At 71.7% G+C, this 24951-nt stretch carries 22 protein-coding genes, 1 tRNA gene and 1 pseudogene; 12 read left to right on the forward strand and 12 right to left on the reverse strand.

All coding sequences use genetic code 11. From position 1 onward, the window contains the following. Positions 1-146 precede the first annotated feature (146 nt). From HUT18_RS12705 to HUT18_RS34175, 4 genes are all read left to right on the forward strand, one after another. Positions 147-1892: an acyl-CoA dehydrogenase gene (locus HUT18_RS12705; protein WP_176100515.1), complete on the forward strand. Its 1746-nt coding sequence runs from the start codon at positions 147-149 to the stop codon at positions 1890-1892. A gap of 56 nt (positions 1893-1948) precedes the next feature. Further along, complete coding sequence (locus HUT18_RS12710; protein WP_176100517.1) at positions 1949-3022, forward strand: hypothetical protein; 1074 nt, start codon at positions 1949-1951, stop codon at positions 3020-3022. 160 nt (positions 3023-3182) lie between these two features. Next, the gene (locus HUT18_RS12715; protein WP_176100525.1) at positions 3183-4109 is read left to right on the forward strand and encodes a peptidoglycan-binding protein; all 927 of its coding nucleotides are present in this window, start codon (positions 3183-3185) and stop codon (positions 4107-4109) included. Continuing rightward, positions 4106-5158 carry an XRE family transcriptional regulator gene (locus tag HUT18_RS34175; RefSeq protein ID WP_176100526.1) on the forward strand — a complete coding sequence of 351 codons (1053 nt, stop codon included), beginning with the start codon at positions 4106-4108 and terminating at the stop codon, positions 5156-5158. Before HUT18_RS12715 ends, HUT18_RS34175 begins: the two co-directional genes overlap by 4 nt. A 152-nt stretch (positions 5159-5310) precedes the next feature. On the opposite strand, the gene HUT18_RS12725 is transcribed toward HUT18_RS34175, so the two are convergent. The 10 genes from HUT18_RS12725 to galU all read right to left on the reverse strand — a co-directional run bounded on the left by HUT18_RS12725 (position 5311) and on the right by galU (position 13170). Then, the gene (locus HUT18_RS12725) at positions 5311-5490 is read right to left on the reverse strand and encodes a hypothetical protein (RefSeq protein WP_176100528.1); all 180 of its coding nucleotides are present in this window, start codon (positions 5488-5490) and stop codon (positions 5311-5313) included. A gap of 97 nt (positions 5491-5587) precedes the next feature. Beyond that, positions 5588-5953, reverse strand: coding sequence for a hypothetical protein (locus HUT18_RS12730; RefSeq protein WP_176100530.1), 366 nt, complete (start codon positions 5951-5953; stop codon positions 5588-5590). 248 nt (positions 5954-6201) lie between these two features. After that, positions 6202-6831, reverse strand: coding sequence for an ATP-binding protein (locus tag HUT18_RS12735; protein WP_176100532.1), 630 nt, complete (start codon positions 6829-6831; stop codon positions 6202-6204). Positions 6832-6985: 154 nt separating this feature from the next. Then, a tRNA-Ala gene (locus tag HUT18_RS12740) sits at positions 6986-7059 on the reverse strand. A gap of 244 nt (positions 7060-7303) precedes the next feature. Beyond that, positions 7304-8680: a gephyrin-like molybdotransferase receptor GlpR gene (glpR, locus tag HUT18_RS12745; protein WP_176100534.1), complete on the reverse strand. Its 1377-nt coding sequence runs from the start codon at positions 8678-8680 to the stop codon at positions 7304-7306. A 287-nt stretch (positions 8681-8967) separates the two neighbouring features. After that, positions 8968-9639 (reverse strand): GNAT family N-acetyltransferase, encoded by a 672-nt coding sequence (locus HUT18_RS12750; protein ID WP_176104468.1) that lies wholly within the window; start codon positions 9637-9639, stop codon positions 8968-8970. After that, positions 9636-10178 carry a molybdenum cofactor biosynthesis protein B gene (locus tag HUT18_RS12755; RefSeq protein WP_176100536.1) on the reverse strand — a complete coding sequence of 181 codons (543 nt, stop codon included), beginning with the start codon at positions 10176-10178 and terminating at the stop codon, positions 9636-9638. The genes HUT18_RS12750 and HUT18_RS12755 overlap by 4 nt, the downstream gene beginning before the upstream one ends. Further along, positions 10175-10675, reverse strand: a complete 501-nt coding sequence (moaC, locus tag HUT18_RS12760) for a cyclic pyranopterin monophosphate synthase MoaC (RefSeq protein WP_176100537.1) — start codon at positions 10673-10675, stop codon at positions 10175-10177. Before moaC ends, HUT18_RS12755 begins: the two co-directional genes overlap by 4 nt. Positions 10676-10925: 250 nt before the next feature. Further along, on the reverse strand, positions 10926-12260 hold the full coding sequence (gene glp / locus HUT18_RS12765) for a gephyrin-like molybdotransferase Glp (RefSeq protein WP_254878563.1): 1335 nt from the start codon (positions 12258-12260) through the stop codon (positions 10926-10928). 4 nt (positions 12261-12264) lie between these two features. Next, on the reverse strand, positions 12265-13170 hold the full coding sequence (gene galU / locus HUT18_RS12770) for a UTP--glucose-1-phosphate uridylyltransferase GalU (protein WP_176100541.1): 906 nt from the start codon (positions 13168-13170) through the stop codon (positions 12265-12267). Positions 13171-13265: 95 nt separating this feature from the next. Between galU and HUT18_RS12775 the strand changes: the two genes are divergently transcribed. Beyond that, positions 13266-13883 (forward strand): 5-formyltetrahydrofolate cyclo-ligase, encoded by a 618-nt coding sequence (locus tag HUT18_RS12775; protein ID WP_176100542.1) that lies wholly within the window; start codon positions 13266-13268, stop codon positions 13881-13883. Between the two features lie 70 nt (positions 13884-13953). Here HUT18_RS12775 and HUT18_RS12780 read toward each other — a convergent pair whose 3' ends face one another. Beyond that, a complete protein-coding gene (locus HUT18_RS12780; RefSeq protein ID WP_176100544.1) occupies positions 13954-16704 on the reverse strand; it encodes a penicillin acylase family protein in 2751 nt (916 codons plus the stop codon). Between the two features lie 345 nt (positions 16705-17049). Here HUT18_RS12780 and HUT18_RS12785 point away from each other — a divergent pair, with 345 nt between their 5' ends. From HUT18_RS12785 to mscL, 6 genes and pseudogenes are all read left to right on the forward strand, one after another. Further along, the gene (locus tag HUT18_RS12785; protein WP_176104469.1) at positions 17050-18543 is read left to right on the forward strand and encodes a potassium/proton antiporter; all 1494 of its coding nucleotides are present in this window, start codon (positions 17050-17052) and stop codon (positions 18541-18543) included. A gap of 397 nt (positions 18544-18940) precedes the next feature. After that, positions 18941-20271: pseudogene (locus tag HUT18_RS12790) on the forward strand (MFS transporter). Positions 20272-20339: 68 nt separating this feature from the next. Further along, complete coding sequence (locus HUT18_RS12795; protein WP_176100546.1) at positions 20340-20705, forward strand: FmdB family zinc ribbon protein; 366 nt, start codon at positions 20340-20342, stop codon at positions 20703-20705. 113 nt (positions 20706-20818) lie between these two features. Continuing rightward, a complete protein-coding gene (locus HUT18_RS12800; RefSeq protein ID WP_254878564.1) occupies positions 20819-21751 on the forward strand; it encodes an S-methyl-5'-thioadenosine phosphorylase in 933 nt (310 codons plus the stop codon). A 500-nt stretch (positions 21752-22251) separates the two neighbouring features. Further along, positions 22252-22764 (forward strand): hypothetical protein, encoded by a 513-nt coding sequence (locus HUT18_RS12805; RefSeq protein ID WP_254878565.1) that lies wholly within the window; start codon positions 22252-22254, stop codon positions 22762-22764. Between the two features lie 129 nt (positions 22765-22893). Continuing rightward, positions 22894-23400 (forward strand): large conductance mechanosensitive channel protein MscL, encoded by a 507-nt coding sequence (gene mscL / locus HUT18_RS12810; protein WP_176100548.1) that lies wholly within the window; start codon positions 22894-22896, stop codon positions 23398-23400. A 40-nt stretch (positions 23401-23440) separates the two neighbouring features. Here mscL and HUT18_RS12815 read toward each other — a convergent pair whose 3' ends face one another. Then, on the reverse strand, positions 23441-23620 hold the full coding sequence (locus tag HUT18_RS12815) for a hypothetical protein (RefSeq protein WP_176100550.1): 180 nt from the start codon (positions 23618-23620) through the stop codon (positions 23441-23443). A 56-nt stretch (positions 23621-23676) separates the two neighbouring features. Between HUT18_RS12815 and HUT18_RS12820 the strand changes: the two genes are divergently transcribed. Continuing rightward, positions 23677-24939: a low temperature requirement protein A gene (locus HUT18_RS12820; protein WP_176100552.1), complete on the forward strand. Its 1263-nt coding sequence runs from the start codon at positions 23677-23679 to the stop codon at positions 24937-24939. Positions 24940-24951 lie beyond the last annotated feature (12 nt).

Here is a 24951-nt window from a genome sequence, read left to right on the forward strand (position 1 = left end):
CAGTCGTGTCTTAATTTACGACAGCAGTGTCGTAAGTAGTGGGCACCCTCGGCGCCGGTCGTGAGCACCCCCGGCGCCACCCCACGCCGCCCCGCAACGAACGGCCGCCGAGCCCCACCGCGTCGCCCCGCACCCAGGAGCCCCGTATGCCCTCAGAAGCCAACGCCACAGCCCAGCTGCTGCACCCGCACCGCTACGACCCGGCCCACTTCGACGCCGAGACCCGGCGGCTGCTGCGCGCCACCATCGACTGGTTCGAGACGCGCGGCAAGCAGCGTCTGACGGCCGCGTACCACGCCAAGGAGTACTACGCCGACTTCCTCGAATTCGCCGCCCGCGAAGGGCTGTTCGCCACCTTCCTCACGCCGTCCGCCGACGCCGCGGGCAACCCGGACAAGCGCTGGGACACCAGCCGGATCGCCGCCCTCTCGGAGATCCTCGGCTTCTACGGGCTGAACTACTGGTACCCGTGGCAGGTGACCGTCCTCGGTCTCGGCCCCGTCTGGCAGTCCGGCAACGCCGAGGCCCGGGCCTGGGCGGCGGCCGCCCTGGAGGCGGGCGGCACCGGCGCCTTCGGCCTGTCCGAGAAGGAGCACGGCGCCGACATCTACTCCTCCGACATGGTCCTGACCCCCGACGGGTCCGGCGGCTGGACGGCGAGCGGCTCCAAGTACTACATCGGCAACGGCGACAGCGCCCGCGTCGTCTCCGTCTTCGGCCGCATCGACGGCCGCGAGGGCCCCGACCAGTACGTCTTCTTCCGCGCCGACTCCGCCCACCCGGCGTACCAGGTGGTCAAGAACGTCGTCCCCTCGCAGATGTACGTCGCCGAGTTCCGCCTCCAGGACTATCCGGTCGCGCCCTCGGACCTCCTGCACACCGGCGAGGAGGCCTTCAGCGCCGCCCTGAACACGGTGAACATCGGCAAGTTCAACCTCTGCTTCGGCGGCATCGGCATGAGCACGCACGCCCTGTACGAGGCCGTGACGCACGCCCACCGCAGGATCCTGTTCGGCAACCCGGTCACCGCCTTCCCGCACGTACGCCGTGAACTCACCGACGCCTACGTCCGGTTGATCGGTATGCGGCTCTTCTCCGACCGTGCCATCGACTACTTCCGCGCCGCGAGCCCCGAGGACCGCCGCTACCTGCTGTACAACCCGGTCACCAAGATGAAGGTGACCACCGAGGCCGAGACGGTCATGGCGCTGCTCGCGGACGTCGTCGCCGCGAAGGGCTTCGAGAAGGACAGTTATCTCGCGATCGCCCGCACCGACGTGACCGGACTGCCCAAGCTGGAGGGCACGGTCGCCGTCAACCTGGCCCTGATCGCCAAGTTCCTGCCCGCGTACCTGTTCCTGCCCGAGGAGCGCCCCGCGGTGCCCATACGCCGGGACGCCGCGGACGACGAGTTCCTGTTCCGGCAGGGCCCGGCCCGTGGCCTGTCCAAGGTCCGCTTCCACGACTGGCGCCCGGCGTACGCGAAGTACGCGCACCTGCCCAACGTCGCCCTCTTCACCCAACAGGCCGAGTCCTTCACGCAGTTGCTCGCCACCGCACCGCCGGACGCCGCCCAGCAGCAGGACCTCGACTTCGGTCTCGCACTGAGCGAACTGTTCACCCTCGTCGTCTACGGCCAGCTCATCCTGGAACAGGCCGAACTCACCGCCGTGGACGAGCCGGTGCTCGACGTCCTCTTCGGCGCCCTGGTCCGCGACTTCTCCGCCCACGCCACCGACCTGCACGGCAAACGCTCCACCACCCCCGCCCAGCAGGAGTGGGCCCGCGCCGCGCTCACCCGCCCCGCCGACGGCCCTGAGGCCGAGGCGGCCTCGAACGCCGTCTGGGACCAGGTGGTCTCCCTCTCCGGCGCGTACGAGATGAAGGCCTGAACCCGCCCGCCGATAACCCCTGGCCCGCCGCCGCCCCCTTCTGCTGAGCTGAGCACATGAGCAGCGAGAAGGAAGACCGGCGGCGGCGCCAGGAAGCGGAACGGGCGGAATACGAGGCCGTGTTGGCGCTCCCGACGCTCGGGCTGCGCCATCACGCCACGATCACCGGGCGGCCCGGCGAATCACGTGCGGACGTGTCGATCGGCCCGGACGGAAACCTCGTCGCCCTGTGGACCTCGGCCCGCGACCGCTCGGCCCTCACCTCGGCGACGCTCAGCCCCGCGGGCGCCAAGTTCCCCGACCCGCGGGCCCCGCACCCGGTCGCCGCCCGGGTCACGACCTACCGGCCGCGGCCTCGGACCTTCGCCAAACTGCACGAACTCCCCCTCGCCCACGTCCATGTCCAGCCCTTGCCCGAGGAACGCGTCCTGGTGGTGGGCGCCCGCTGCCGCTGGAGCCCCACCGGCCCGGACCGCAACGCGCTCGTCTACGAGCCCGACGGCACCGCGGCCGCCGAGGCCACCCTGGGCGACGGCATCGGCCGCGTCCTCACCACCCGCACCGGCCACATCTGGGCGGGCTACTTCGACGAGGGCATCTACGGCAACTACGGCTGGGGAGGCCACGACGGCCCGACCCCGATCGGCAGCGACGGCCTGGTCCGCTTCTCGCCGGACCTCAAACAGGACTGGCGCTTCCCGTCCCACTACAAGAAGCCCTGGGGCGCCGTGAGCTCCTGCCCCACCCTGAACATCGACGGCGACACCACCTGGGCCACGTACTCCACCTCCCCCACCGGCTACCCCGTGGTCCGCGTCCACGACGGCACCGTGACCCACTGGCACAACGACACCCCCGCCCGCGCCCTGGCCGTCGCAGGCACCCGCGCCGCCCTCCTCAGTTCCTACGGCTCCCATCGCGCCGCCCGCCCCGGCCGCCTGACCCTCGGCACCCTGTCCGACGGCGCGTTCCACCCCACCGCCCGCTACCGCCTCGTACTCCCCGACGGCTCCCCCGTCCCCCCGGGAACCGAGACCTTCGGCCACGGCGCGGACCTCCACTTCGTGACGGACGGGGACTGGTACCGGGTCGGCCTGGACGATGTGCCGGAGGGCGCGGGCGGATCCTGAACTGCCTTACACCGGTGGCGAGTTCGGGCACGGACGCGCCGAAGGGGCCGAACACGCCCACCTCTGGCCGGATATGAACCGCCCCTGGAACCACGGCGCCGCCCGGCCGCCTCCTTCCCCCGGGGAGGCACGGGGCCTTCCCGGTACGTCGGGGGGCGGCATGGCACGTTGGGGCGAACTACCGGACTCGCTGGACGAACCGGTACGGCAGTTGGTCGTACAGCTCAGAAGGCTCAAGGACCGCGGCGGTTTCAGCCTCGCCGCCCTCGCTGAGCGCACCTCCTACAGCCGCTCCTCCTGGGACCGCTACCTGAGCGGCAAGAAGCTGGCACCCCGCGAGGCCGTCGAGGAACTGGCCAGGCTCTGCTCGGCCGACAGCACCCGCCTGCTCGTGCTGCACGAGGTGGCGGCGCAGGCTTGGGGCGGCGGGGCCGGGATGACCGGAGAAGCGAGGACTGGCGAGGCCAGGACTGGCGAGGCCAGGACCGGCGGTACCAGGACCGGCGGTACGAGGACCGGCGGTACGAGGACCGGCGAGGCAAGGGTTGCGGAGCCGGGGACTACCGGGCCACGGATTACCGAACCGAGCATCGGCGATCCTGGGGTTGCCGAACCCAGCACCGGCGAACCCTGGATTGCCGAACCCGGCACCGGCCAACCCGGACCCGCCCCGCGCCGCACCCGCAGTCGCCGGTCACAGCTTCTGCTGACCGCGGGACTCGGCTCGGCGTTCGCCGTCGTCGGTCTCCTCGGCGCACTGGTCGGCCCCTTGGAGGCGAGTGCCTCCGGAGACCCCGAGTACCGCTTCGCGCCAGGACGTACGTACGGCTGCGAGGTCGGCGAGGACGGCCGCGAGCTGCGCGCCGGGCACAGCGGGACGGACAGCATGCTGCTCGGCAAGCACAGCATGGGCTGGGAAGTCGTGGAGGCCCAGTGCCTGCTCGGCCATCACGGCTACCCTCCGGGCCCGGTCGACGGTGCCTACGGCGACCGCACCGAACACTCCGTGCGCTCCTTCCAGCGGGACCACTCCCTCGTGGTCGACGGCATCGTCGGCCCGGACACCTGGGCGGTGCTGCGGCGGTGACGTCGCTCGGCGGAAACGGACACGGAACCGAAGCCGGAACCGAAGCCGAAGCCGGAGACGGGGGCAAGGTCGGGGCAGGCGTCGGCCCCGAAGTCCCCGCCGCCTGCCGGGTGTTGGCGGCCGCGCTGCGCGAGGTCCGCGAACGCACCGGTCTGTCCCTGACCGCGCTCGCCGGGCGGACGCCGTACAGCAGATCGTCCTGGGAACGCTTCCTCAACGCCAAGTCGCTCCCGCCCCTGGACGCGGTACGCGCCCTGTGCGAGCTCGCCGGGGACCCGCCCGCCACGATGACCGCACGCTGGGAACTGGCCGAAGCGGCCTGGCGGGGCCGCGCCCGAACCGGCGCGGGCACGGTCCGGGAGGCTCCCGGCACCCCCGCCGCTGCGGCCTCCCGCGAAACCTCCGCGAGAACGGAGCCGGAGGTCCACCCCTCGTCGCCCTCCAGCACCAACAAGCCCTCGGTCCCTCCCACCGGCAAAACCTCGGCTTCGGCCTCGGCCTCTCCCACCGGCAGGGCCTACGCCCCGATCTCTCCCACCGCCAAAGCCCCCGCCTCGGCCTCCCGCGCCCGTAGGGCCTGGGTCGCCGCCGCTGCCTGCGTGGCCGCGCTGGCCGTACTGGCCTCGGTGGTCGCACTGGTCACAGTGGTGCGCCGGGACGGCGATGCCGGGACCGCCGCTCCCTCCCCGCAGTACGCACCCGGCTGCACGGGACGCTCGTGCGAGGGAAAGGACCCGAAGAAGATGGGCTGCGGAGGCTACGGCATGACCACCACCCCACTGCGCCGCACGCTCCCCGGCGGCCGCCGCATCGAAGTACGCCACGGCACGGCGTGCGGCGCGGTGTGGGCGCGGGCGATGGGCCTGCGCCTTGGCGACGAGGTCCGGGTGACCGTCCCCGGTTCGACGCCCAAACTCTTCCGTGCCAAAACCCCGGCGGACACCCGCGATTACCGCGCCACCCCGATGACCCCGGCAAGAACGACGAAGGGCGTACGACTGTGCCTGCTACCGGGTGACTCCCAGCCCGCCCAGTGCTTCACCGCCTGAACACCGCCCCCGCCCACGGTGCCCCACCCTCTTACCGCCCGCACCGCCCACACCGCACGACCGGTGGCCCCGCCTCGGCCAACACTCCGAGGCGGGGCCCGAGTTGTACGGGTACGCGCCGGTCGCGCTCCTGGACCCGTACGACTCGCCGGTCAGTGCGGGACGTACGCCTTGCAGTGGTTCTCGTAGTCCTGCGGAGCGCAGGATGCGAGGGTCGGGGCCGACTTGGCGGTGTCCGGCGGGCCGTCCGGCGCCGTGGCCAGGGCCGTACCGGCACCGGTCGAGACGATGAGCGCGGCCGCACCGACGGCAAGGGCGTGACGAATTCGCATGATGAATGTCCCCCAGGGTGGTGGTGATGGGGCGAGCGGCGGTCCGTGGTGCGCGGTGCCGCTCGCCCGGAGGCGTCGCTTCAGAGCCGGACCGCTGTCAGCAGACGACCGTGCGGTCGTAACGCCCCCCGACCGTCTGGAAGAAGGTGCCGGTGTTGTTGTTCAGCGTCCGGCAACCGCTGTCCGACCAGTTCTTGACGATGACCTTGACCCGCATCGTCTTGCCGCAGACATTGCGGAGCCACACCTGGGTGCCCCCGTCCGCATTGTTGTGGACCTGCCGCTCGATGCACGCGGGCGCCGTCCCACCCCCCGCGAGCGCGACGCCGGAAACACTCGCCACGCTCGTACGTCCCGTCGCGGCAGCCGGGGCGTCGGCGGCGCTCGCCACCGGCGCGGCCACGGCTCCGACCGCCAGCAGGGCACCGGTGGTCACCGCGATCTTGACGCGCTTCGCACTCATCCGAAATCTCCGTTCTCTCGCGCCGACCGCGGCGGGGCGCCTTCGCCCCCTCCGGTCCGCGGCCGAACCGCTCCCAAGGTCGCCGGGCCGGGCCACGGACGGCCAGAGAAAGCGACCACCTTGGGACGGGAACCCTGCCGACCTGCGAAGACGTGACACGGGAGGAGACGAGTCCGGGACACCTGGGACGCACGAAACGTGCCCGCCGAGGGTCCGGGGCGGGCGGACCCACACGCACATGCCCAGGTTCAGAGGGAACGCCTGTCGTGCACTTCGAGGGTGAGGTGGGGCCAGGCCGCACCGAGCCGCGTCAGTTCGCCGACGTCCGGAACACTCACGGCGGACAGCGATCGCAGGGGAAGAAACCGCACCGTCGTCCCGGTCGCTCCCGCGAGGTCGACCGGGACCAGGCCGGTGACGGGAACACCTCGCTCGTACCGCTGCTCCCAGGCCCCGTTGTCGCGCCGGTTGGTGTGGATCAACCGCTCGCTGAGCGCGGCGACGACGGACATGCCCCGCCGTGGGTGCCCGTCCGGCAGCGCCTGCGCCTCGGGATGATCGAAGAAGCGCAGATCCCGCGTCGCCATGATCGGCTTCTTCACGACCTCGCCGCGATGGTCAAGACGGGTGTCGGTGCCGCGCCCGTCGTCGGCAACGGAGACGAAGCCGTCGTCGTGCAGGGTGACACGACACCGCCCGCCCCCGTTGTCCTCCGCCTCGTCGGCGGCATACGCGACGACTTCGAGGATCAAGTGCCGGACGCCAGCCGGGGCGTAGCGAACCGGGTCCCGGCCGATGCGCCGGAGGTGATCGAGGTCGACGGTTCCCGCCCAGTCGTGCGTGGTGTTCCGCCAGGAATCCCTTGGGCGCCTCTCCATACGGAGAAGTATGCAAGTGGGCCTGGCCCGCGCTCATTTCGCGCCTCCAGCCGCCCTGGCACCCTGGACGGAGGTGCGGTGGCGAAGCCGCACACAACGAAGCAGGCGACGTGGCCCACGTTTCCGTGAGCACACGCCGCCTGTCGACTGCATGTGGACCTGTGGGGATTTGAACCCCAGACCCCCTCGATGCGAACGAGGTGCGCTACCAGACTGCGCCACAGGCCCTTGCAACGAGTGAAACTCTAGCATCCCGCCGACAGTGCTCGGAAATCCGTTGAGCGGGGCCGGGCTGCCTGGTCAGAGGCCCGCCGACCCCGCCTCCTCACACCACTCGTCGGCCGGGCGCCGCCGTCCGCTCGCCGACCGGAGGTCACCCGCCGGCCATTCCCCGACGGGCGCCACCCTCCACGGATTCCGCGCCAGCCGGGCGCCACCCTCCGCAGATTCCCCGTCGGCCGGGCGCCGTCCCCTACTCGTTGGCCGCGCGCGGCCGCCCGCCCTCGTCGTACTGGTCGAAGAGCGGGGTGCGGCCGCGTTCGCGGGCGCGGCGGGCGGAGGCGGCGCGGCGGGCGTCGCTGCGCTCGTCCGGTGTCTCGCTCTCGTCGTCCGCGGCGGGGGCGGCCGAGCGCCGGTCCCCGGTGCCGCGTCGGTCCGCGGAGCCGTTGCCGCGCCGGTCGCCCTTGCCGGAGCCTTGGGCTCCCGACTCGGTGCGCGTCCGGTCCTCGGGCTGTCGCCCGCGGCCGCCCGGTTCGGCGGCGCTGGAGCGGGCGGCGCTCCAGGTGTCGGGGGCGCCGAGGTCGACGCTGCCGGTGGCACGAGGGGCGACCGGGGCGGTGACGTACGTGGGCAGTGGCACCGGGACCGGGTCCCAGCTCTCGCCACGGGCGGGGCCTCGGCGCTCGCGCTGCTGGTCGACCCACTCCGCGTGGTCCGTCTGCTCGACCAGCGCGCGGCGGTCCGCGGCGAGGGAGGAGCGGGCCGGGTCGGCGGAGGTGCCCGGGCCGGGGCGCGGTTCGCCCGTACCGTGCTCCGCCTGGGCGTCGCGCCGCGCGGCCTGGCGCTCGCGCAGCCGTCGCGCCGCTTCCTCGTCCTTGCGGCGGTCCATGACGTAGGCGTACCGGCGTCGTTCCTGCCTGCGCAGGTGGACGATGTACACGCTCAGCAGTACGGCGGGCGCCACCGGCGCCCACAGGAAGGCCAGTCCGCCGACCCCCGCGACCACCGCGCCGACCGAGAAGGCGGCGAAGAGCAGCAGGGTGGTGCGGCGACGGCGGGCGAGTACCTGCGTACGCCGGGCGCGCGCCTCGCTGCTTTCACGGGAATCCCGGGAATCCCGAGGATCCCGGGACTCGCGAACCTCACGAGATCCGACGGCTTCTCGGGATTCCCGAGTTTCCCGGGCATCGCGGGGATCGCGGAACTCCTGGTCGGTCTCGGCGTGCTCGTCGAAACCGGAGGCCTCGGCCCGCGCTTCGGGCCGCAGTTCGGCACGCACTTCGCCGCGGCGGTTTTCCGCGCGGGCGGGGCGGGCGCGGTCCGGCGCTTCGGCGCGGGCCGGTTGTTCCGGGTGCTGCCTCGGGGGCACGGCGAAGGCCCGGACGTCGACCGAGTCGGTGACTTCGCCCGGGGAGAGGGGCGGCTCGGCGATTTCGTCCGAGCGCGCCTTCAGGTCCTTGGCGTACCGGCGTTCCATTCCCGCCCGGCCGGACAGAAGCCTTATGGCGGTGCTGAAACGTTCTGTTGGACGGGCCTCGTTCAGCTCGTCCTGCCTACGGAGCCACATCGGCACCAGGTAGGCGGCCCAGGCCCCGACAATGACTGCGTAGATGAGGCCGCTGCTGCTCACGCGTTACACGGTAGAGGGGTTCGCATGAGGCCATCTGCCAATTCGGCCGGTGTGTCGCACGATCTGGCTGATATTTTCAAGTTTTCTTCCGACCGTTGTGATCAACACCCCACGCCCATAAGGGAATTAAAACGCCCGAGTGACTCGATTCGCCCTCGATATTCGAACACGCATTCCCTTCTCCGTGATGTGCGCGAGTCGGCGGTGAATTTGCCGTCGGCATGCGCATGCGTAGCGCTTGCTTTCGGCCATGCGAACAGGCGCGGCGGATGGCGGGTGTGCGGGGGTTATTGGGGGGCGCGGGGATCGCGGTGCGAGCCGGTGTGGTGGGGCGGGGTGGGTGGCTGCGGGGTGCGGGTGCGGTGCCAGCGTTCGAGCAGCCCGTCGGCGGCCTCGTCGGCGGTGAGGGCGTAGACGAGGTGGTCGCGCCAGTCGCCGTCGATGTGCAGGAAGCGGGGGCGCAGGCCCTCCTCGCGGAAGCCGAGTTTCTCCACCACGCGGCGGCTCGGGACGTTCTCGGGGCGGATGCAGACCTCGATGCGGTGCAGGCCCACGGTGCGGAAACAGTGGTCCACGGCCAGCGCGACGGCGGTGGGCATCACACCGCGGCCCGCGACCGCGCGGTCGACCCAGTACCCGACATGCCCCGAGCACATGGAGCCCCAGGAGATACCGGCCACCGTCAACTGCCCGGCCAGCGCGCCCCGGTACTCCACCACGAACGGCAGCATGCGCCCCGCGTGCGCCTCCGCGCGCAGGTGCCGGACCATCTGCCGGTACGTGGGACGGTGCGCGACGGGGCCCGTCGGGGTGGGCGGGGGCACGGTGGCCTCCCAGGGGCGCAGCCAGTCCCGGTTGCGCCGGTTGACCTCGCGCCAGGCGCGCTGGTCACGCAGCTTTATCGGCCGCAACAGGACATCGCCGTCCGCGAGTTCGACCGGCCAGGACAGACTGTTCAGTGCGACCCACCCGCCCCGCCGGCCGGATGGTCCCCGCCGCGCAACTGGTCCACGGCGTGCGCGAGCAGCGGTTCGAGCACGGCGAGCCCGTCGCGTACGCCGCCGCTGGAGCCCGGAAGGTTGACGATCAGGGTGCGCCCGGCGACTCCGGCCAGCCCCCGGGAGAGGGCGGCGGTCGGCACCTTGGGGCGGCCGTGCGCGCGGATCGCCTCGGCGATGCCGGGGACCTCGCGGTCCAGGACGGCGCGGGTGGCCTCGGGGGTGCGGTCGGTGGGCGAGATGCCGGTGCCGCCGGTGGTGAGGACCACGTCGTGGCCCTCCCGTACGCCGGTGCGCAGCGCCTGTTCGACGGGGTCGCCGTCGGGCACCACGCGCGGGCCCGCCACCTCGAAGCCGAGCGTCTTCAGGGCCTCGGCGATCAGCGGTCCGCCGCGGTCCTCGTAGACCCCGGCGGCGGCCCGGTTGGAGGCAGTGATCACCAGTGCGCGGTACGGGAGTTGCGCGGCCGGTGCGGCCGGGTGGTCGTGGGGTGCGCTCACTGCCCGGCCTCCGCGCGGAGCCAGTCGCCGGACTTGCCGCCGGTCTTCTCCTCGACGCGTACGTCGGTGATGACGGCGGCCTTGTCGACGGCCTTGACCATGTCGACGACCGTGAGGGCCGCGACGGACACCGCGGTCAGCGCCTCCATCTCGACACCCGTGCGGTCGGTGGTCTTGACCCGGGCCCGGATCTCCACCGCCTCGTCGGTGACGGTGAGGTCGAGTTTCACACCGGACAGGGCGAGCGGGTGGCACAGCGGTACGAGGTCGGGGGTGCGCTTGGCGCCCATGATCCCGGCGATGCGCGCGGTGGCGAGTGCGTCGCCCTTGGGCACGCCCTCGCCGCGCAGCAGTGCGACGACCCGCGGCGAGACCAGGACCCGGCCGCTGGCGTGCGCGGTGCGCGCGGTGACGTCCTTGCCGGACACGTCGACCATGTGGGCCGCGCCCGCCGCGTCGAGGTGGGTGAGCCCGCTGCTGGGGTCCTTGGCTGTCATGTGCTGTGGCGCTCCCGGTCCGGGTCGCGCCGCGGACCGGCCGCCGACCGGCCGCGCGCGGACCATGTGTGCGCGACACCGTACCGCGCGGGGCACGCCGGGAGCCGGGCAGCACCGGCAGCCGGGGCACGCGGCGCGCGAGCCGAGCGCGCACCACCGCCTCCCGCGCCCCGCTGCTACGACCACCCCGGCCACCCAGCCACCACGGGCACCACGGCGGGCTACGGCCACCACGGCGAACGCCGCGCCCTCACCCCAGCAGCAGTACCTCGACCTCGGCCCCGGGCCGCAACTCGGTCGTCGACTCCGGGACGACGATCAGCGCGTCGGCCTTCGCGAGGGCGGCGACCAGGTGCGAGCCCGCGCCGCCGACCGGGGTGACCTCGCCGCGCGCCGCGTCGTAACGGCCGCGCAGGAACTGGCGTTTACCCTCCGGTGAGCCGAGCGGCTTCTTCGTGCGCAGCACGGCGCGGGCGCTCGGCCGGTGGATGTCCTCGACGCCCATCAGGGTGCGGATGGCGGGCCGTACGAACAGTTCGAAGGAGACGTAGGAGGAGACCGGGTTGCCGGGCAGGGCGAACAGCGGGGTGTGGTCGGGGCCGATCGAGCCGAAGCCCTGCGGTTTGCCGGGCTGCATGGCGAGCCTGCGGAACTCGACGCCGCTGCCGTCCTCCTCGGCGTCGGTGGTGTGCGCGAGGGCCTCCTTGACCACGTCGTACGCGCCGACGCTGACGCCGCCGGAGGTGACCAGGAGGTCGGCGCGGATGAGTTGGTCCTCGATGGTGGCGCGCAGGGTCTCGGCATCGTCGGCGACGGCGCCGACCCGGAAGGCGAGCGCACCGGCCTCGCGGGCGGCGGCGGTCAGCGCGAAGGAGTTGGAGTCGTAGATCTCGCCGGGGCCCAGTTCGGTGCCGGGCGGGCGCAGTTCGCTGCCGGTGGACAGGACCACCACGCGCGGGCGCGGCCGTACCCGTACGGCGGGGGTGCCGATGGCGGCGAGCAGGGCGAGTTGCGGGGCGCCCAGGACGGCGCCCGCGCGCAGCGCGCGCTCCCCGGCGCGGACGTCGCTGCCCGCGCGGCGGACGTGCGCCCCCTCGGCCGCGGGCTTGAACACCCGTACCTCACCGCCCGCGCCGCCGGGCGCCAGGCTGTGCGCGGTCATCGACTCGACCGGGCCCTCGCCGAGCCCGCCGTCGGTCCACTCGACGGGGACGACCGCGTCGGCGCCGGGCGGCAGCGGCGCACCGGTCATGATGCGGGCCGCCCGCCCGGGGCCGACGGTGGGCGGCTCTCCCGCGCCCGCGGCGACGTCGCCGACGACCTCCAGCGCGGCCGGGTAGGTCGCCGAGGCCTCGGCGACGTCGGCGGCGCGTACCGCGTAGCCGTCCATCGAGCTGTTGTCGAAGGGGGGCAGGGAGACGGGCACGGTGACGTCGTCGACCAGGACGCAGCCCTGGGCGTCGAGCAGCTGGAGTTCGATGGGCTCCAACGGTCGGACGGTGGCGAGGATGTCCTCCAGGTGCTGCGCCACCGACCACACATGGCCCTCGCCCTGGCCCGCGACCCGCGTCGTGGTACTGCTCAAATCGCTACATCTCCTCGGTGACGTAACTGCGAAGCCAGGCCCGGAAGTCGGGCCCGAGGTCCTCACGTTCGCACGCGAGTCGGACAATGGCACGCAGGTAGTCGCCGCGGTCGCCGGTGTCATAGCGGCGGCCCTTGAAGACGACGCCGTGCACCGGGCCGCCCACCTTCTCGTCGGCGGCGAGCTGCTGGAGGGCGTCGGTGAGCTGGATCTCGCCGCCGCGGCCGGGCTCGGTCTTGCGCAGTATGTCGAAGATGTGCGGGTCGAGGACGTAGCGGCCGATGATGGCGAAGTTGCTGGGCGCGTCCGCCGCGTCGGGCTTCTCGACCAGGCCGGTGACCTTGACGACGTCCGCCTCGTCGGTGGCCTCGACGGCCGCGCAGCCGTACATGTGGATCTGCGCCGGGTCGACCTCCATCAGCGCGATCACGGTGCCGCCGTGCTGCTCCTGGATGTCGGTCATCCGGGCGAGCAGCGGGTCGCGCGGGTCGATGAGGTCGTCGCCCAGGAGGACGGCGAAGGGCTCGTTGCCCACGTGCGGGGCGGCGCAGAGCACCGCGTGACCGAGCCCCTTGGGGTCGCCCTGGCGGACGTAGTGCATCGTCGCGAGGTCGCTGGACTCCTGGACCTTGGCGAGCCGGGTGCGGTCACCCTTCTTGGTGAGGGCCTCTTCGAGCTCGTAGTTGCGGTCGAAGTGGTCCTCGAGCGGGCGCTTGTTGCGACCAGTGATCATCAGGACGTCGTCGAGGCCCGCGGCCACGGCCTCCTCGACCACGTACTGGATGGCCGGCTTGTCCACAACCGGCAGCATTTCCTTGGGGGTTGCCTTCGTGGCGGGCAGGAAACGGGTGCCGAGTCCCGCCGCCGGAATGACAGCCTTGGTGATCCTGGTGTGGGGGTGCTCAGTCATGCCCGCCACCCTAACCGGTGCCTTTAAGAGGAATGTGATGGTCCGGTTAATTTGGCCGGTCTGTGCCCACCTGCGGAAAGAAGCGTGAACGTGAAATGAACGAGACCCAGCGCCAAGCGGATTCTGGCAAGCGGACATTGCGCCGGGAGTTCCTCTCGGTGAGGAACCGGTTGACGGAAGATGACGTACGGGAAAAGGCGGTGCTGCTTGCCGAGCGCGCCCTCGAACTGCCCGTGCTCGCCGGGGCGTCCACGGTCGCCGCCTATGTGTCGATGAGCACAGAACCCGGGACCGGGCCGCTGATCGAGGCGCTGGACGCGCGCGGGGTGCGGGTGCTGCTGCCGGTCCTGCTCGCGGACAACGACCTGTCCTGGGGCGCGTACCAGGGCCCCGACTCGCTGGTGGAGGTCCACCACCGGGGAAAGATGGCGCTGCACGAGCCGTCCGGTCCGCCGCTCGGCACGGACGCGGTGCTCGACGCGGATGCCGTACTGCTGCCGGGGGTCGCGGTGGACCGTGCGGGTGTGCGGCTCGGCCGCGGCGGCGGCAGCTACGACCGGGTACTCGCCCGACTGGCGCGCGCGGGCAAGGACCCGGCCCTGGTGGTCCTGCTCTACGACGCGGAGGTGGTGGCCCGCCTGCCGCACGAGCCGCACGACCGGCCGGTGCACGCGGCGGTGACGCCGTCAAAGGTCCACCGCTTCGGTGTCTGATCCCGTAACCGAAAAACGCCCGAGGGGCCCCGTCGCCGGAGCCCCTCGGTCATGTTGATGTGCGGCGACGTCAGGGCCGCAGCACCAGCGTGTCCTCGGTCGCCTTCTTCACGGCCTCTTCGGAGAACGCCCAGGTGTACAGCTCGCCCTTGGCCCACTTGTCGGTCTGGTCCGTGTAGTGGTCGCTGTAGGCGTGGCCCGAGGCGCCGGTGAGGTTGACCCACTTCGACTTGTCGAGGTCGTCGAGGTTGACCACCATCCGCATGGACGGCACCCAGACCACTCCGTAGCCGCCCGCCGCGTTCCAGCCGGTGGCGTTGACGGCCGCCTCGCCGCCGCCGAGGTCCCAGGGGCCGCGGTTGAGCAGGAACTGCACGAAGCCGGGGCCCTCGGTGCCGAGCGTCTGGTTCTTCAGGGTCAGCCGGTGCAGGCGTCCCCAGCTCCAGGTGTCGACGTCCTTGCCGAGCTTGGCGGTCAGGTCCCAGCGGGCGTCGGTCATGGCCCGGCGGAAGAGCTCGTCACGGGTGTCGGTGGCCTTCTCGGTACGCGTCTTGGGCGACTGCCACCAGTCGTTCTTCTCGTCCTCGACGATGCGGCGGACCACTTCCATCCACCGGTCGCCGCCGTCGGGCTGCGCCGAGTCCGGCTCGCGCTCGCCGCACTCGCGGACCTTGCGGCCCTCGTCGGCGGGCTGGGTGTTGTCGGTCGGCTCGACGGACAGGCACTCGTCCTCGACGCGCAGTTCCTTGGGCAGCTTGTCGCCGAAGGCCAGTTGCAGGATGTGCCGCCAGACGCCGTTGAAGTACGCGGCCGCCGCCGAGTCCGGGTCCTGGGTGTAGTCCCAGCCCTCAAGGAGCTTCTGCGCCTCGCGTACGTACGGGTCGGAGATGTCGATCTTCAGCAGCATCGGCGTGAGCAGCTTGGCGATCTCGCTGCTGTTGTCCGTCTGCATGAGGCGCATGTCCTCGGTGGAGATCTTGCCGCCGTTCTTGGTCTTCTGCTCGATCAGGTCGTTGATCCGCTGGCTTCGGGTGCCGTAGCCCCAGTCCTTGGTGAGCAGGTGCGGGTACTTGTCGGGGTCGACGACGGCCTGGTTGGCGGTGACGATGTAGCCGCGCTTCGGGTTGTACTCGTAGGGCAGTTCGTCCTGGTCCAGGTAGTCGGTCCAGTCGTACTCGCGGTCCCAGCCCGGGGCGGGCAGCGAGCCGTCGCCCTTGCCGCGTACGGGGATGCGGCCCGGCGCCTGGTAGCCGATGTTGCCCTCGGTGTCCGCGTAGATGAGGTTCTGCGAGGGCACTTCGAAGGACTCGGCGGCCTTGCGGAACTCCTGCCAGTTGCCCGCCTTGTTGAGCGAGAAGACGGCGTCCATGGTGCGGCCGGGCGTCAGGGCGGTCCACTTCAGGGCGACGCCGTAGCCCTCGCCGCGGTCGGGGGCGGACGCGTCCACGCCCGCCTTCCTGCCGACCTCGCGCAACTCGTCGTTGCGGTCGGAGATCAGCGGGCCGTGCTCGGTCTCGCGGACGGTGATCTTCCTGTCGGTGCCGTCGGCGACCTTGATGATCTCCTCGCGGCGGGCGAAGGGGCGCACCTTGCCGTCGTAGGTGTAGCCCTCGTCGCTGAACTTCTCCAGGTAGAGGTCGGTGACGTCGGCACCGAGGTTGGTCATGCCCCAGGAGATCTTGTCGTTGTGGCCGATGATCACGCCCGGCGTCCCGGCGAAGGTGTAGCCGGAGACGTCGTACTGGCACTTCTCGCTCACGCTGCGGCAGTGCAGGCCCATCTGGTACCAGACCGAGGGCAGCGAGGGCGCCAGGTGCGGGTCGTTGGCGAGCAGCGGCTTGCCGGTGATGGTGTGGCTGCCGCCGACCACCCAGGAGTTGGAGCCGATGCCGTTGCCGTTGGGGCCGAGCGAGGAGGGCACCGCGTCGAGCACCTCGGAGAGCTTCGACAGCTGAGTGCCCAGGCCCGGGGCCTCGGTGCCGCCCGCGAGGCCGGTGCCGGACTCCGCCCCTTCGGCGGCGTCCGCGCTCTTGACGCCGCCCTTGGGGTCGTACGTCTTGGTCGCCTCGTCGTAGCCGCCCTCCTCGACGATCGGCTTGTGCTCGTCGTACGGGTAGGGCGGGTACAGGTCCTTGATCTGCTGCGAGCCGAGGCGGCTGGTCATCAGTGAACGGTCGATCTCGTCCTGCATGTTGGCGCGCAGGTCCCAGGCCATGGCCTTGAGCCAGGCCACCGAGTCGACCGGGCTCCACTTGCCGGGGCTGTAGTCGTTGGCGAAGCCCAACGCCGCGTACTCCAGGGAGAGTTCCTTGCCCGACTTGTCCTCGAGGTAGGCGTTGACGCCCTTGGTGTACGCCTTCAGATACGACTTGGTGGCGGGCGACAGCTTGGTGTCGTACTCCTTCTTCGCCACCCGGTCCCAGCCGAGGGTGCGCAGGAACTCGTCGGTGTCGACCTGGCTCTTGCCGAACATCTCCGACAGGCGCCCGGAGGTGGTGTGCCTGCGCACGTCCATCTCCCAGAACCGGTCCTGGGCCTGGACGAAGCCCTGTGCCATGAACAGGTCCTCGTCGGAGTTGGCGTAGATGTGCGGGACGCCCTGGCCGTCGCGGCGTACGTCGACCGGGCCCGACAGGCCGTCGAGGCGGATGGAGCCCTTGGTCTGCGGCAGTGAGGCGCGCACGGTGTCCACGCCCCAGTAGGCGCCGTAGCCGATGCCCGCGACCAGGGCCAGAGCCAGGACGATCACGAGGAGCCGGGCTCGGCGCCCCTTCTTCTTGCCGGCCTTGTGACCGGAAGAGGCGTTGGTGTGTGCAGGCATCGCTGTCCTTGCTGTCCTTCGCAAAGCGGCAGGCTGATCGAGAAGACCCGGGCGCGACACAGGTGTCGGCCGCCGCGGTCCGCGGTTCTGAAGAGCGCTGGAGCAACCATAGGCGCACAGTTGAAGGGGTCAGGAGGCGGTGTCTGGCTGGGAATTGAGGGCGGTGTTCGCTCACAGCCGAAGAGCGTCAAGAAAACGTCAAAGATTAGGTAAGGTAACGAAGTAACGGCGCCCGAGATGCCGATGCCATACCCGGACCAACCGCCGTGAACGGCACGCGATCCGGCGCACCCCGGCCCATACGGACGTCAACAGCACGGAAACAGAAGCGGAAAGGACCAGCCCCTGACTGTCCACGACCTCAACCAGCTGCTGCTCGTCTGCTCCCTTGTCCTGCTCGTCGCCGTCGCGGCGGTGCGCATCTCCTCCCGCAGCGGGCTCCCCAGCCTGCTCGTCTACCTCGGCATCGGCATGGCCATGGGGCAGGACGGCATCGGCAACGTCACCTTCAACAATGCCGAGTTGACCCAAGTCATAGGCTATGCGGCACTTGTCGTGATTCTCGCCGAGGGCGGTCTCGGCACCAAATGGCGAGAAATCAAGCCCGCGTTGCCCGCCGCCGTCATGCTCTCGCTCGTCGGCGTCGCCGTGAGCGTGGGTGTCACGGCGGCAGGAGCGCACTACCTCGTCGGCCTGGAATGGCGCGAGGCGCTGATCATCGGCGCGGTGGTCTCCTCGACCGACGCCGCCGCCGTCTTCTCCGTCCTGCGCAAGGTGCCGCTGCCCTCCCGCCTGACCGGCGCCCTGGAGGCCGAATCCGGCTTCAACGACGCCCCGGTCGTCATCCTCGTCGTCGCCTTCTCCGCCGAGGGCCCGATCGAGGACTGGTACCACCTGCTGACCGAGATCACCGCGGAGCTCGCCATCGGCGCGGCCATCGGTCTCGCGGTCGGCTGGCTCGGCGCCTTCGGGCTGCGGCACGTGGCCCTGCCCGCCTCCGGCCTCTACCCGATCGCGGTCCTGGCCATCGCGGTGACCGCCTACGCGGCCGGTGCCCTCGCGCACGGCAGCGGATTCCTCGCCGTCTACCTCGCCTCGGTCATCCTCGGCAACGCCCGCCTGCCGCACTTCCCGGCCACCCGCGGCTTCGCCGAGGGCCTCGGCTGGATCGCGCAGATCGGCATGTTCGTCCTGCTCGGACTGCTCGTGACACCGCACGAGATGGCGGACGACATCCTGCCCGCCCTCCTCATCGGACTGGTCCTGACCCTGGTCGCCCGGCCGGTCTCGGTGGCCCTGAGCCTGCTGCCCTTCCGCATGCCCTGGCAGGACCGGGTACTGCTGTCCTGGGCCGGGCTGCGCGGCGCCGTGCCCATCATCCTGGCCACCATTCCGATGGTCAGCGGGGTCGACGACAACCGGCGCATCTTCAACATCGTCTTCGTCCTGGTCGTCGTCTACACCCTGGTGCAGGGCCCGACCCTGCCCTGGCTGGCCCGCCGCCTGCGCCTGACCGGCGCGGACACCGCCGCCGACCTCGGCATCGAGTCGGCCCCGCTGGAGCGGCTGCGCGGGCACCTGCTGTCGGTGGCGGTTCCGGAGGGCTCGCGCATGCACGGCGTGGAGGTCGCCGAACTGCGGCTGCCCAAGGGCGCGGCGGTCACCCTCGTCGTCCGCGACGCAACCTCCTTCGTCCCGCTGCCCACGACCGTGCTGCGGCACGGCGACGAACTCCTCGTCGTCGCCACCGACCCGGTCCGCGACGCCGCCGAACGCCGCCTGCGCGCGGTCGGCCGGGGCGGCAAGCTCGCGGGCTGGCTGGGCACAGGCGGCAACTGACGAGCGGGCGGCACCTGACGAGTGGGTGGCAACTGACGTGCGGCGACCGAGCGCGGCGGGCCGGTGCCTGCCTCGTTGCGGCGGGCCGGTTCCTGCTTCGTTGCGGCGGGCCGCCGCCTGCCTCGATTCCGTGCACCGCCCGGCCTCGTTCCGGGCCGATCGCCGGGAACGGGGCAGGCCCGGCGCCCCGGCCGCGACCTCCGCCGGGGTCGCGATGGCCTGTACGATGGGCGCGCATTTGTACGTCACCACCTCTGCCTGACGCAGAGCTGGCGCGACCGTATGGCGGCCGAAGCAGCCGGTGATCCACCGCGCGGCCCGGTATCTACCGCAGCTCCGCGCAAGAGGACAGCTCTCGGCGTGCTCCCGCGCTACCAGGCGGCAGAAAGGCCCGGCCGTGCCGTCCACGGTCACCCCCGCCGAATCCCCGGCTTCCCCCACGCCCCCCGCGCCCTCGGCACCCCGCCCCGGATACGCACGACTGCTGCGTACGAAGGGTGCCTGGACCTTTCTCGTCCCCGGCTTCGCGGCCCGTCAGCCGTTCGCGATGCTGACCCTCTCGATCGTCCTGCTGGTGCGGCACACCACCGGCTCGTACGGCACGGCGGGCGCCGTCGCCGCGGTCACCGGCGTCTCGATGGCGCTGTGCGCCCCGCTCGGCGGACGCCTCGCCGACCGGTTCGGCCAGCGCCGCGTCCTGGTGCCCGGCGCCGTCCTGCACGCGCTGTCCGCGCTCGCGCTCACCGCGCTCGCGCTGGCGCACGCGCCCGTCGCGAGCCTGTTCGCGACGGCCGCGGCGACCGGCGCCTGCGTACCGCAGATAGGCCCCATGGTGCGGGCCCGCTGGGCACGCCTGCTCGGCAACTCCCCGCTGCAGTCCACGGCGACCGCCTTCGAATCGGTCACCGACGAACTGACCTTCGTCCTCGGCCCGCTGCTGGCCACCGCCCTGTGCACCACCGTCGACCCGGCAGCGGGCCTGATCGCCGAGGCGGCGCTGACCCTCGCGGGCGGGCTGCTGTTCGCCGCCCAGCGCGCGACGGAACCGACGCCCGCCGCCGCGGGGCGCAAGGCCGTCGGTGGTGGCCCGGGCCGCACCGCCCACGGGGCGTCGGCCCTGCGCAGCGGCGGCGTACGCCTCCTCGCGGTCGCCTTCCTCGGCATCGGCACCGTCTTCGGCGGCATGCAGGTCTCGCTGGCCGCCTTCACCGAGTCGATCGACCGCCCCGGCCTCAACGGCGTGCTCTACGGGATCTTCGCCGCGGGCAACATGCTCGCCGGCCTCCTCTACGGCGCCGTCGCCTTCCGCCGCGGCCCCGAGCAACGGCTCGTCCTCGGCTACGCGGCCCTCACGCTCGCGGCCTCGGCCCTGTGGGCGGCCGACTCGGTGCTGCTGCTCGCCGCCCTCGGCCTGCTCGTCGGCAGCTGTGTCGCACCCGCGATCATCACCGGCTACACCCTGGTCGAGCGCCTCGTCCCGGCCGCCTCGCGCACCGAGGCGTTCACCTGGCTGACCGGCGCCGTCGCCCTGGGCCAGGCCCTCGCCGTCACCCTCGCCGGGCAGTTCGAGGACCGGCTCGGGCAGGGCGCGGGCTTCCTGGTCCCGCTCGGCGGCACGGCCCTCGCGCTCGCGCTGCTGCTCGCCCTGCGCACCCGGCTCGCGGCGCCCGCGCAGGCCACCGCCTCGCACGTGGTTTCGGTCACCGCTGCTCCGTCACAGTGGACTGATCCCTCGGAATACGTCACTATGGACCGTCGTTAGCACTCATCGAGTGAGAGTGCCAGGAGGAAGACAAGTGCCGACGTACCAGTACCAGTGCACCGAGTGCGGCGAGGGCCTCGAGGCGGTGCAGAAGTTCACCGACGACGCCCTGACCGAGTGCCCGGGCTGCCAGGGACGCCTCAAGAAGGTGTTCTCCGCCGTCGGCATCGTCTTCAAGGGCTCCGGCTTCTACCGCAACGACAGCCGCGGCTCCTCGTCGAGCAGCTCGCCGGCGACGTCGAAGTCGTCGTCCGGCACGAGCGGCGGCTCGGACTCCTCGGGCGCATCGGGAGCGTCGTCCTCCTCCGGCTCGACGTCCTCCTCGTCCGGTTCCTCGAGCTCCTCCGGTTCGTCCTCGTCGACGAGCTCCGCGGGCGCCTCCACGGCCGGCGCCGCCTGACACCACCGTCCGGTGCCCCGCGCACCGGGACGGATCACGCACTTCCTCGGGGCCCCGTCGCCTCCCCGGCGGCGGGGTCCTCGCCGTTTCCGGGCCCCGCTACTGTGCTGAACATGGCGAACTCGGAGAACACGGCGCACACAACGACCCCAAAGGCGGCTGCCCAGGCCCCCGCCCCCTCGGCCGTCCCGGCGGCGGACCGGACCTCCTCGCACCGGGCGGAGATCGGCGTCATCGGCGGCTCCGGCTTCTACTCCTTCCTTCAGGACGTGACCGAGGTCCAGGTCGAGACCCCCTACGGTCCGCCCAGCGACTCCCTCTTCCTCGGCGAGGTGTCCGGCCGCCGGGTCGCCTTCCTCCCCCGTCACGGCCGCGGCCACCATCTGCCGCCGCACCGCATCAACTACCGCGCCAACCTGTGGGCCCTGCGCAGCGTCGGCGTACGCCAGGTCCTCGGCCCGTGCGCGGTCGGCGGTCTGCGCCCCGAGTACGGCGTCGGCACGCTGCTGGTCCCCGACCAGTTCGTGGACCGTACGAAGTCGCGCGCGCAGTCCTACTTCGACGGGATCCCGCTCGCCGACGGCACCACCCCCAACGTGGTGCATGTGTCGCTGGCCGACCCGTACTGCCCCGAGGGCCGCAAGGTCGCGCTGAAGGCGGCACGCGGACGGGACTGGGAGGCGGTGGACGGCGGCACCCTGGTCGTGGTCGAGGGCCCGCGCTTCTCCACCCGCGCCGAGTCCCGCTGGCACGCCGCCCAGGGCTGGTCCGTGGTCGGCATGACCGGGCACCCCGAGGCGGCGCTCGCCCGCGAACTCGAGCTCTGCTACACCTCGTTGACCCTGGTCACCGACCTGGACGCGGGCGCCGAGACCGGCGAGGGCGTCTCCCACGCCGAGGTCATGCGCGTCTTCGCCGCCAATGTGGACCGCCTCCGCGAGGTTCTCTTCGACGCGGTCGCCGGATTGCCCGCGACGGGCGAACGCGGGTGCCTGTGCACGGAGGGGCTCGGTGGGTGGGATACGGGGATCTCGTTGCCTGAGTGAGGAGTTGGGCGTGGGGGTGGGCCTGGGGTTGGGCGTGGGCCTGAGGTTGGGCGTGGGCGTGGGCGTGGGGTTGGGCACGCGGTGGGCGGCGCGTGCGCTGCGGGGCATTGTGAGGTCGCGCGGGGGCCGGTCCACTTCCGAGTGAACAGGTTTTCCACAACCCGTGGTTCGGATCTCCGGTGCGCATCCGGTTGTCCACAGGCCCCGGCGAGATCTCCCGAACTGCCGCAAGGTGAGGACGCACAGAGCGAATTCCTCACAGCAGGACGGTGGTTCGGATGTCTTACGTTTCCCGATCGTGGGTTTCCCGATCGCGGGTTTCCGGGGTGGCGAGGGTGCCGCACGGGGTGACGGCTCCTCGGCAGGGGGATCCTCTGCAGGCGGCTCCCCGGCAGGCGGCTGCGCCTCCGCCGGTCGGCCACCCCGCACGGCCGTTTCCTCCCGCTCCCCCACGGGGTTCCCAACCACCGCCCAACTGCGAGGTCCCGCAGTTCGCACCGGTGCGGGTACGCGGCCGGGGTACGCACCGTCTGCGTGCGCTGCTGCGCCGGCGTCGACGCCTGGCCGCCGCCGGACTGGCCGTGACGGCGGCGGCGTTGGTGGCCACCGGAGGCCCGCCGCGCGGCGAGGCGCAGGCACAGGTGCGCCCGGATCCCTCGGTGCGCGGCAGCGGTGCTCCACTCCCGGGGCACCCGCAGCGGACAGCCCGGCCGGACCGGACAGCCGCACAAGTCCGCGTACTGGTACGTATCGCGGACGCCGAAAGCGTGCGTCTGCTGCGCCGCGGCGACCGGGTCGACGTGATCGCGACGGACGAGGACGGCGCCCCGCGCGTGGTCGCGGCGGGCGCGCGCGTCGACCGCGTGGCCTCTGCCGATCAGGCCGCCGCCACCGATCTCACCGGGGATTCCGCTTCGGACGGCGCGCTCGTCGTCCTGTCTGTGCCACGGCAAACGGGCCCCAAGTTGGCTGCGGCCGGGGGTCGTTCACGGTTGGCGGTCACACTGTGGTGACACGTGTCAACCATGTGAGGAGAAGTTTGCCGCAAAGCCACTCTGTCGTGTTATCCAATGGTGCACATTGCTCCAGTTGGCGGAGCACCGCCGTAAGTTGCGGTACCGCTCGCTCCACAACGTACACATATGAAGAAAGGCCCAGACGTGAGTCAGAACAAGGGGCCGGGTGTCTGGGAGGGCTTCAAGGCCTTCCTGATGCGCGGGAATGTTGTCGATCTCGCCGTTGCCGTCGTCATCGGTGCTGCCTTCACCAGCATCGTGAACGCGGTCGTGAAGGGCGTGATCAACCCTCTCGTCGGCGCCTTCGGTACCTCGGACCTGGAGAAGTACCGCTCCTGCCTGAAGGGCTCCTGCCAGACCCGCAAGGACGGGACCGTCGACGGCATCCAGATCATGTGGGGCTCGGTCCTGAGCGCCACGCTCAGCTTCGTGATCACCGCGGCCGTCGTGTACTTCCTGATGGTCCTGCCGATGTCGAAGTACCTGGCTCGCCAAGCCGCCCGCGCGGCGGAGAAGGAAGGCGTGCAGGAGACCCTCGAGGTCAGCGAGCTCGAAGTCCTCAAGGAGATCCGCGACGCGCTGGTCGCTCAGCGCGGTGGGGGCAACGAGAGCCCCGGGTCGAGTTCGTCCTGACGCTCGCGTCCCACGCTTCCTCGGCGCGGAGCGCGTCGCCTCACAGGTGGTGCGGCGGCTTCTCGTCGAGGAAGCGCGCGAGCTCGGCGGCACTGCCGCCACCAGAGGGCCGCTCACCCCATCCCCGGTCCGTATCGTCCGAGGACACCTGGCTCAGCGGATCGTCAAAGACCAGCGCGTCCTTCGGATCACGCGATTCGGGGGCGGGGGCGGCACTCATGAAACCAGGGTACGTCGCGCCCGGCCGGACGACGCCCCCTCTGTTCTCCTGGGTCCATGACGTCCCCCTCCAGCCACGAAGGCGCCCCTGGCCCCGACCCGGCGGGGAGCCGTGCGGTGCGCCCGATGACGCCCCGCAGCCGCCACGAAGCACACCGTGTGGCCTCACCGCTCGAGCTCTTCTTCGACCTGTGCTTCGTCGTGGCGGTGGCCCAGGCGGGCCGGGAACTGGTGCACGCGATCGCGGAGCACCACACCGCGGACGGACTCGTCAGCTACGCCATGGTGTTCTTCGCGCTGTGGTGGGCGTGGATGAACTTCACCTGGTTCGCCTCGGCCTACGACAACGACGACGCCCTGTACCGCGTGGTCACCCTCGTCCAGATCGCCGGAGTGCTGGTCTTCGCCGCCGGGGTCCCAGAGGCCTTCACCGACCACGACTTCGCACTGGCCTGGACCGGGTACGCGATCATGCGCCTGGCGCTGGTCACCCAGTGGCTGCGGGCCGCCGCCTCGTGCCGCGGCGCCGAACGCCGGATGGCGCTGCGCTACGCCACGGGGGTCCTGCTGTGCCAGGCGGGCTGGGCGGCCTTGCTGCTCATCCCGGAGGACGCCAGACCCTGGGTCTTCCTGGTGATGGTGGCCGCCGAGCTGTCGGTGCCCGCGTGGGCGGAGCACGCCCGCGAGTCCGCCTGGCACCCGCATCACATCGCGGAACGCTACGGCCTGTTCACGATCATCGTCCTCGGCGAATCGGTGGCCGCCGCCACGGTGGCGGTCAAGTCGGCGGCCGACGAGCACGAGGCCCTGGGCGAACTGCTGCCGATCGCCATCGGCGGCCTGCTGCTCGTCTTCGCCGCCTGGTGGATCTACTTCTCGGTACCCATCCACCTGCGGCTGCGCGGCAACCGTCAGGCGTTCCTGTGGGGATACGGCCACTACCTGGTGTTCGGCTCGGCGGCGGCGATCGGCGTCGGACTGGAGGTGGCGGCGGAACAGGCCACCGGCCACGCACACCTCTCGGCCCGCACCGCCGCCCTCTCGGTGACCCTCCCGATGGCGCTGTACCTGCTGACCGTCTGGGCCCTGCACGCCCGGCACGCCAAGCGGGGCCGCGCCCAGCAGCTCCTGCTGCCGGTGAGCGCGGTGGCCGTGCTGTGCTGCACCTTCACCGGAAGCCGGGCCGTGCTCTGGGCGGGTCTGGTGGCCGCCGCGACGATCGCCGTCGGACTGTGGCTGGGCAGAGCAGGGCACCCCCTGCCCGGTGAACCACCCCGGGACGCACCACACGGCCCCGGCGCCGCCGCGGACACCCCGTGATAGCCATGCCCG

The organism is Streptomyces sp. NA04227, from assembly GCF_013364195.1.
Lineage (GTDB): Bacteria > Actinomycetota > Actinomycetes > Streptomycetales > Streptomycetaceae > Streptomyces.

What these genes read in the sequence shown, in the direction of transcription:
- HUT18_RS12715 (WP_176100525.1), top strand. Translation starts at nt 3,183, where the DNA reads ATGGCACGTTGGGGCGAACTACCGGACTCGCTGGACGAACCGGTACGG.
- moaC (WP_176100537.1), bottom strand. Translation starts at nt 10,675, where the DNA reads ATGACAGCCAAGGACCCCAGCAGCGGGCTCACCCACCTCGACGCGGCG.
- HUT18_RS12730 (WP_176100530.1), bottom strand. Translation starts at nt 5,953, where the DNA reads ATGAGTGCGAAGCGCGTCAAGATCGCGGTGACCACCGGTGCCCTGCTG.
- HUT18_RS12705 (WP_176100515.1), top strand. Translation starts at nt 147, where the DNA reads ATGCCCTCAGAAGCCAACGCCACAGCCCAGCTGCTGCACCCGCACCGC.
- HUT18_RS12710 (WP_176100517.1), top strand. Translation starts at nt 1,949, where the DNA reads ATGAGCAGCGAGAAGGAAGACCGGCGGCGGCGCCAGGAAGCGGAACGG.
- HUT18_RS12780 (WP_176100544.1), bottom strand. Translation starts at nt 16,704, where the DNA reads ATGCCTGCACACACCAACGCCTCTTCCGGTCACAAGGCCGGCAAGAAG.
- HUT18_RS12815 (WP_176100550.1), bottom strand. Translation starts at nt 23,620, where the DNA reads ATGAGTGCCGCCCCCGCCCCCGAATCGCGTGATCCGAAGGACGCGCTG.
- galU (WP_176100541.1), bottom strand. Translation starts at nt 13,170, where the DNA reads ATGACTGAGCACCCCCACACCAGGATCACCAAGGCTGTCATTCCGGCG.
- HUT18_RS12820 (WP_176100552.1), top strand. Translation starts at nt 23,677, where the DNA reads ATGACGTCCCCCTCCAGCCACGAAGGCGCCCCTGGCCCCGACCCGGCG.
- HUT18_RS12725 (WP_176100528.1), bottom strand. Translation starts at nt 5,490, where the DNA reads ATGCGAATTCGTCACGCCCTTGCCGTCGGTGCGGCCGCGCTCATCGTC.
- mscL (WP_176100548.1), top strand. Translation starts at nt 22,894, where the DNA reads ATGAAGAAAGGCCCAGACGTGAGTCAGAACAAGGGGCCGGGTGTCTGG.
- HUT18_RS12735 (WP_176100532.1), bottom strand. Translation starts at nt 6,831, where the DNA reads ATGGAGAGGCGCCCAAGGGATTCCTGGCGGAACACCACGCACGACTGG.
- HUT18_RS12800 (WP_254878564.1), top strand. Translation starts at nt 20,819, where the DNA reads ATGGCGAACTCGGAGAACACGGCGCACACAACGACCCCAAAGGCGGCT.
- HUT18_RS12775 (WP_176100542.1), top strand. Translation starts at nt 13,266, where the DNA reads ATGAACGAGACCCAGCGCCAAGCGGATTCTGGCAAGCGGACATTGCGC.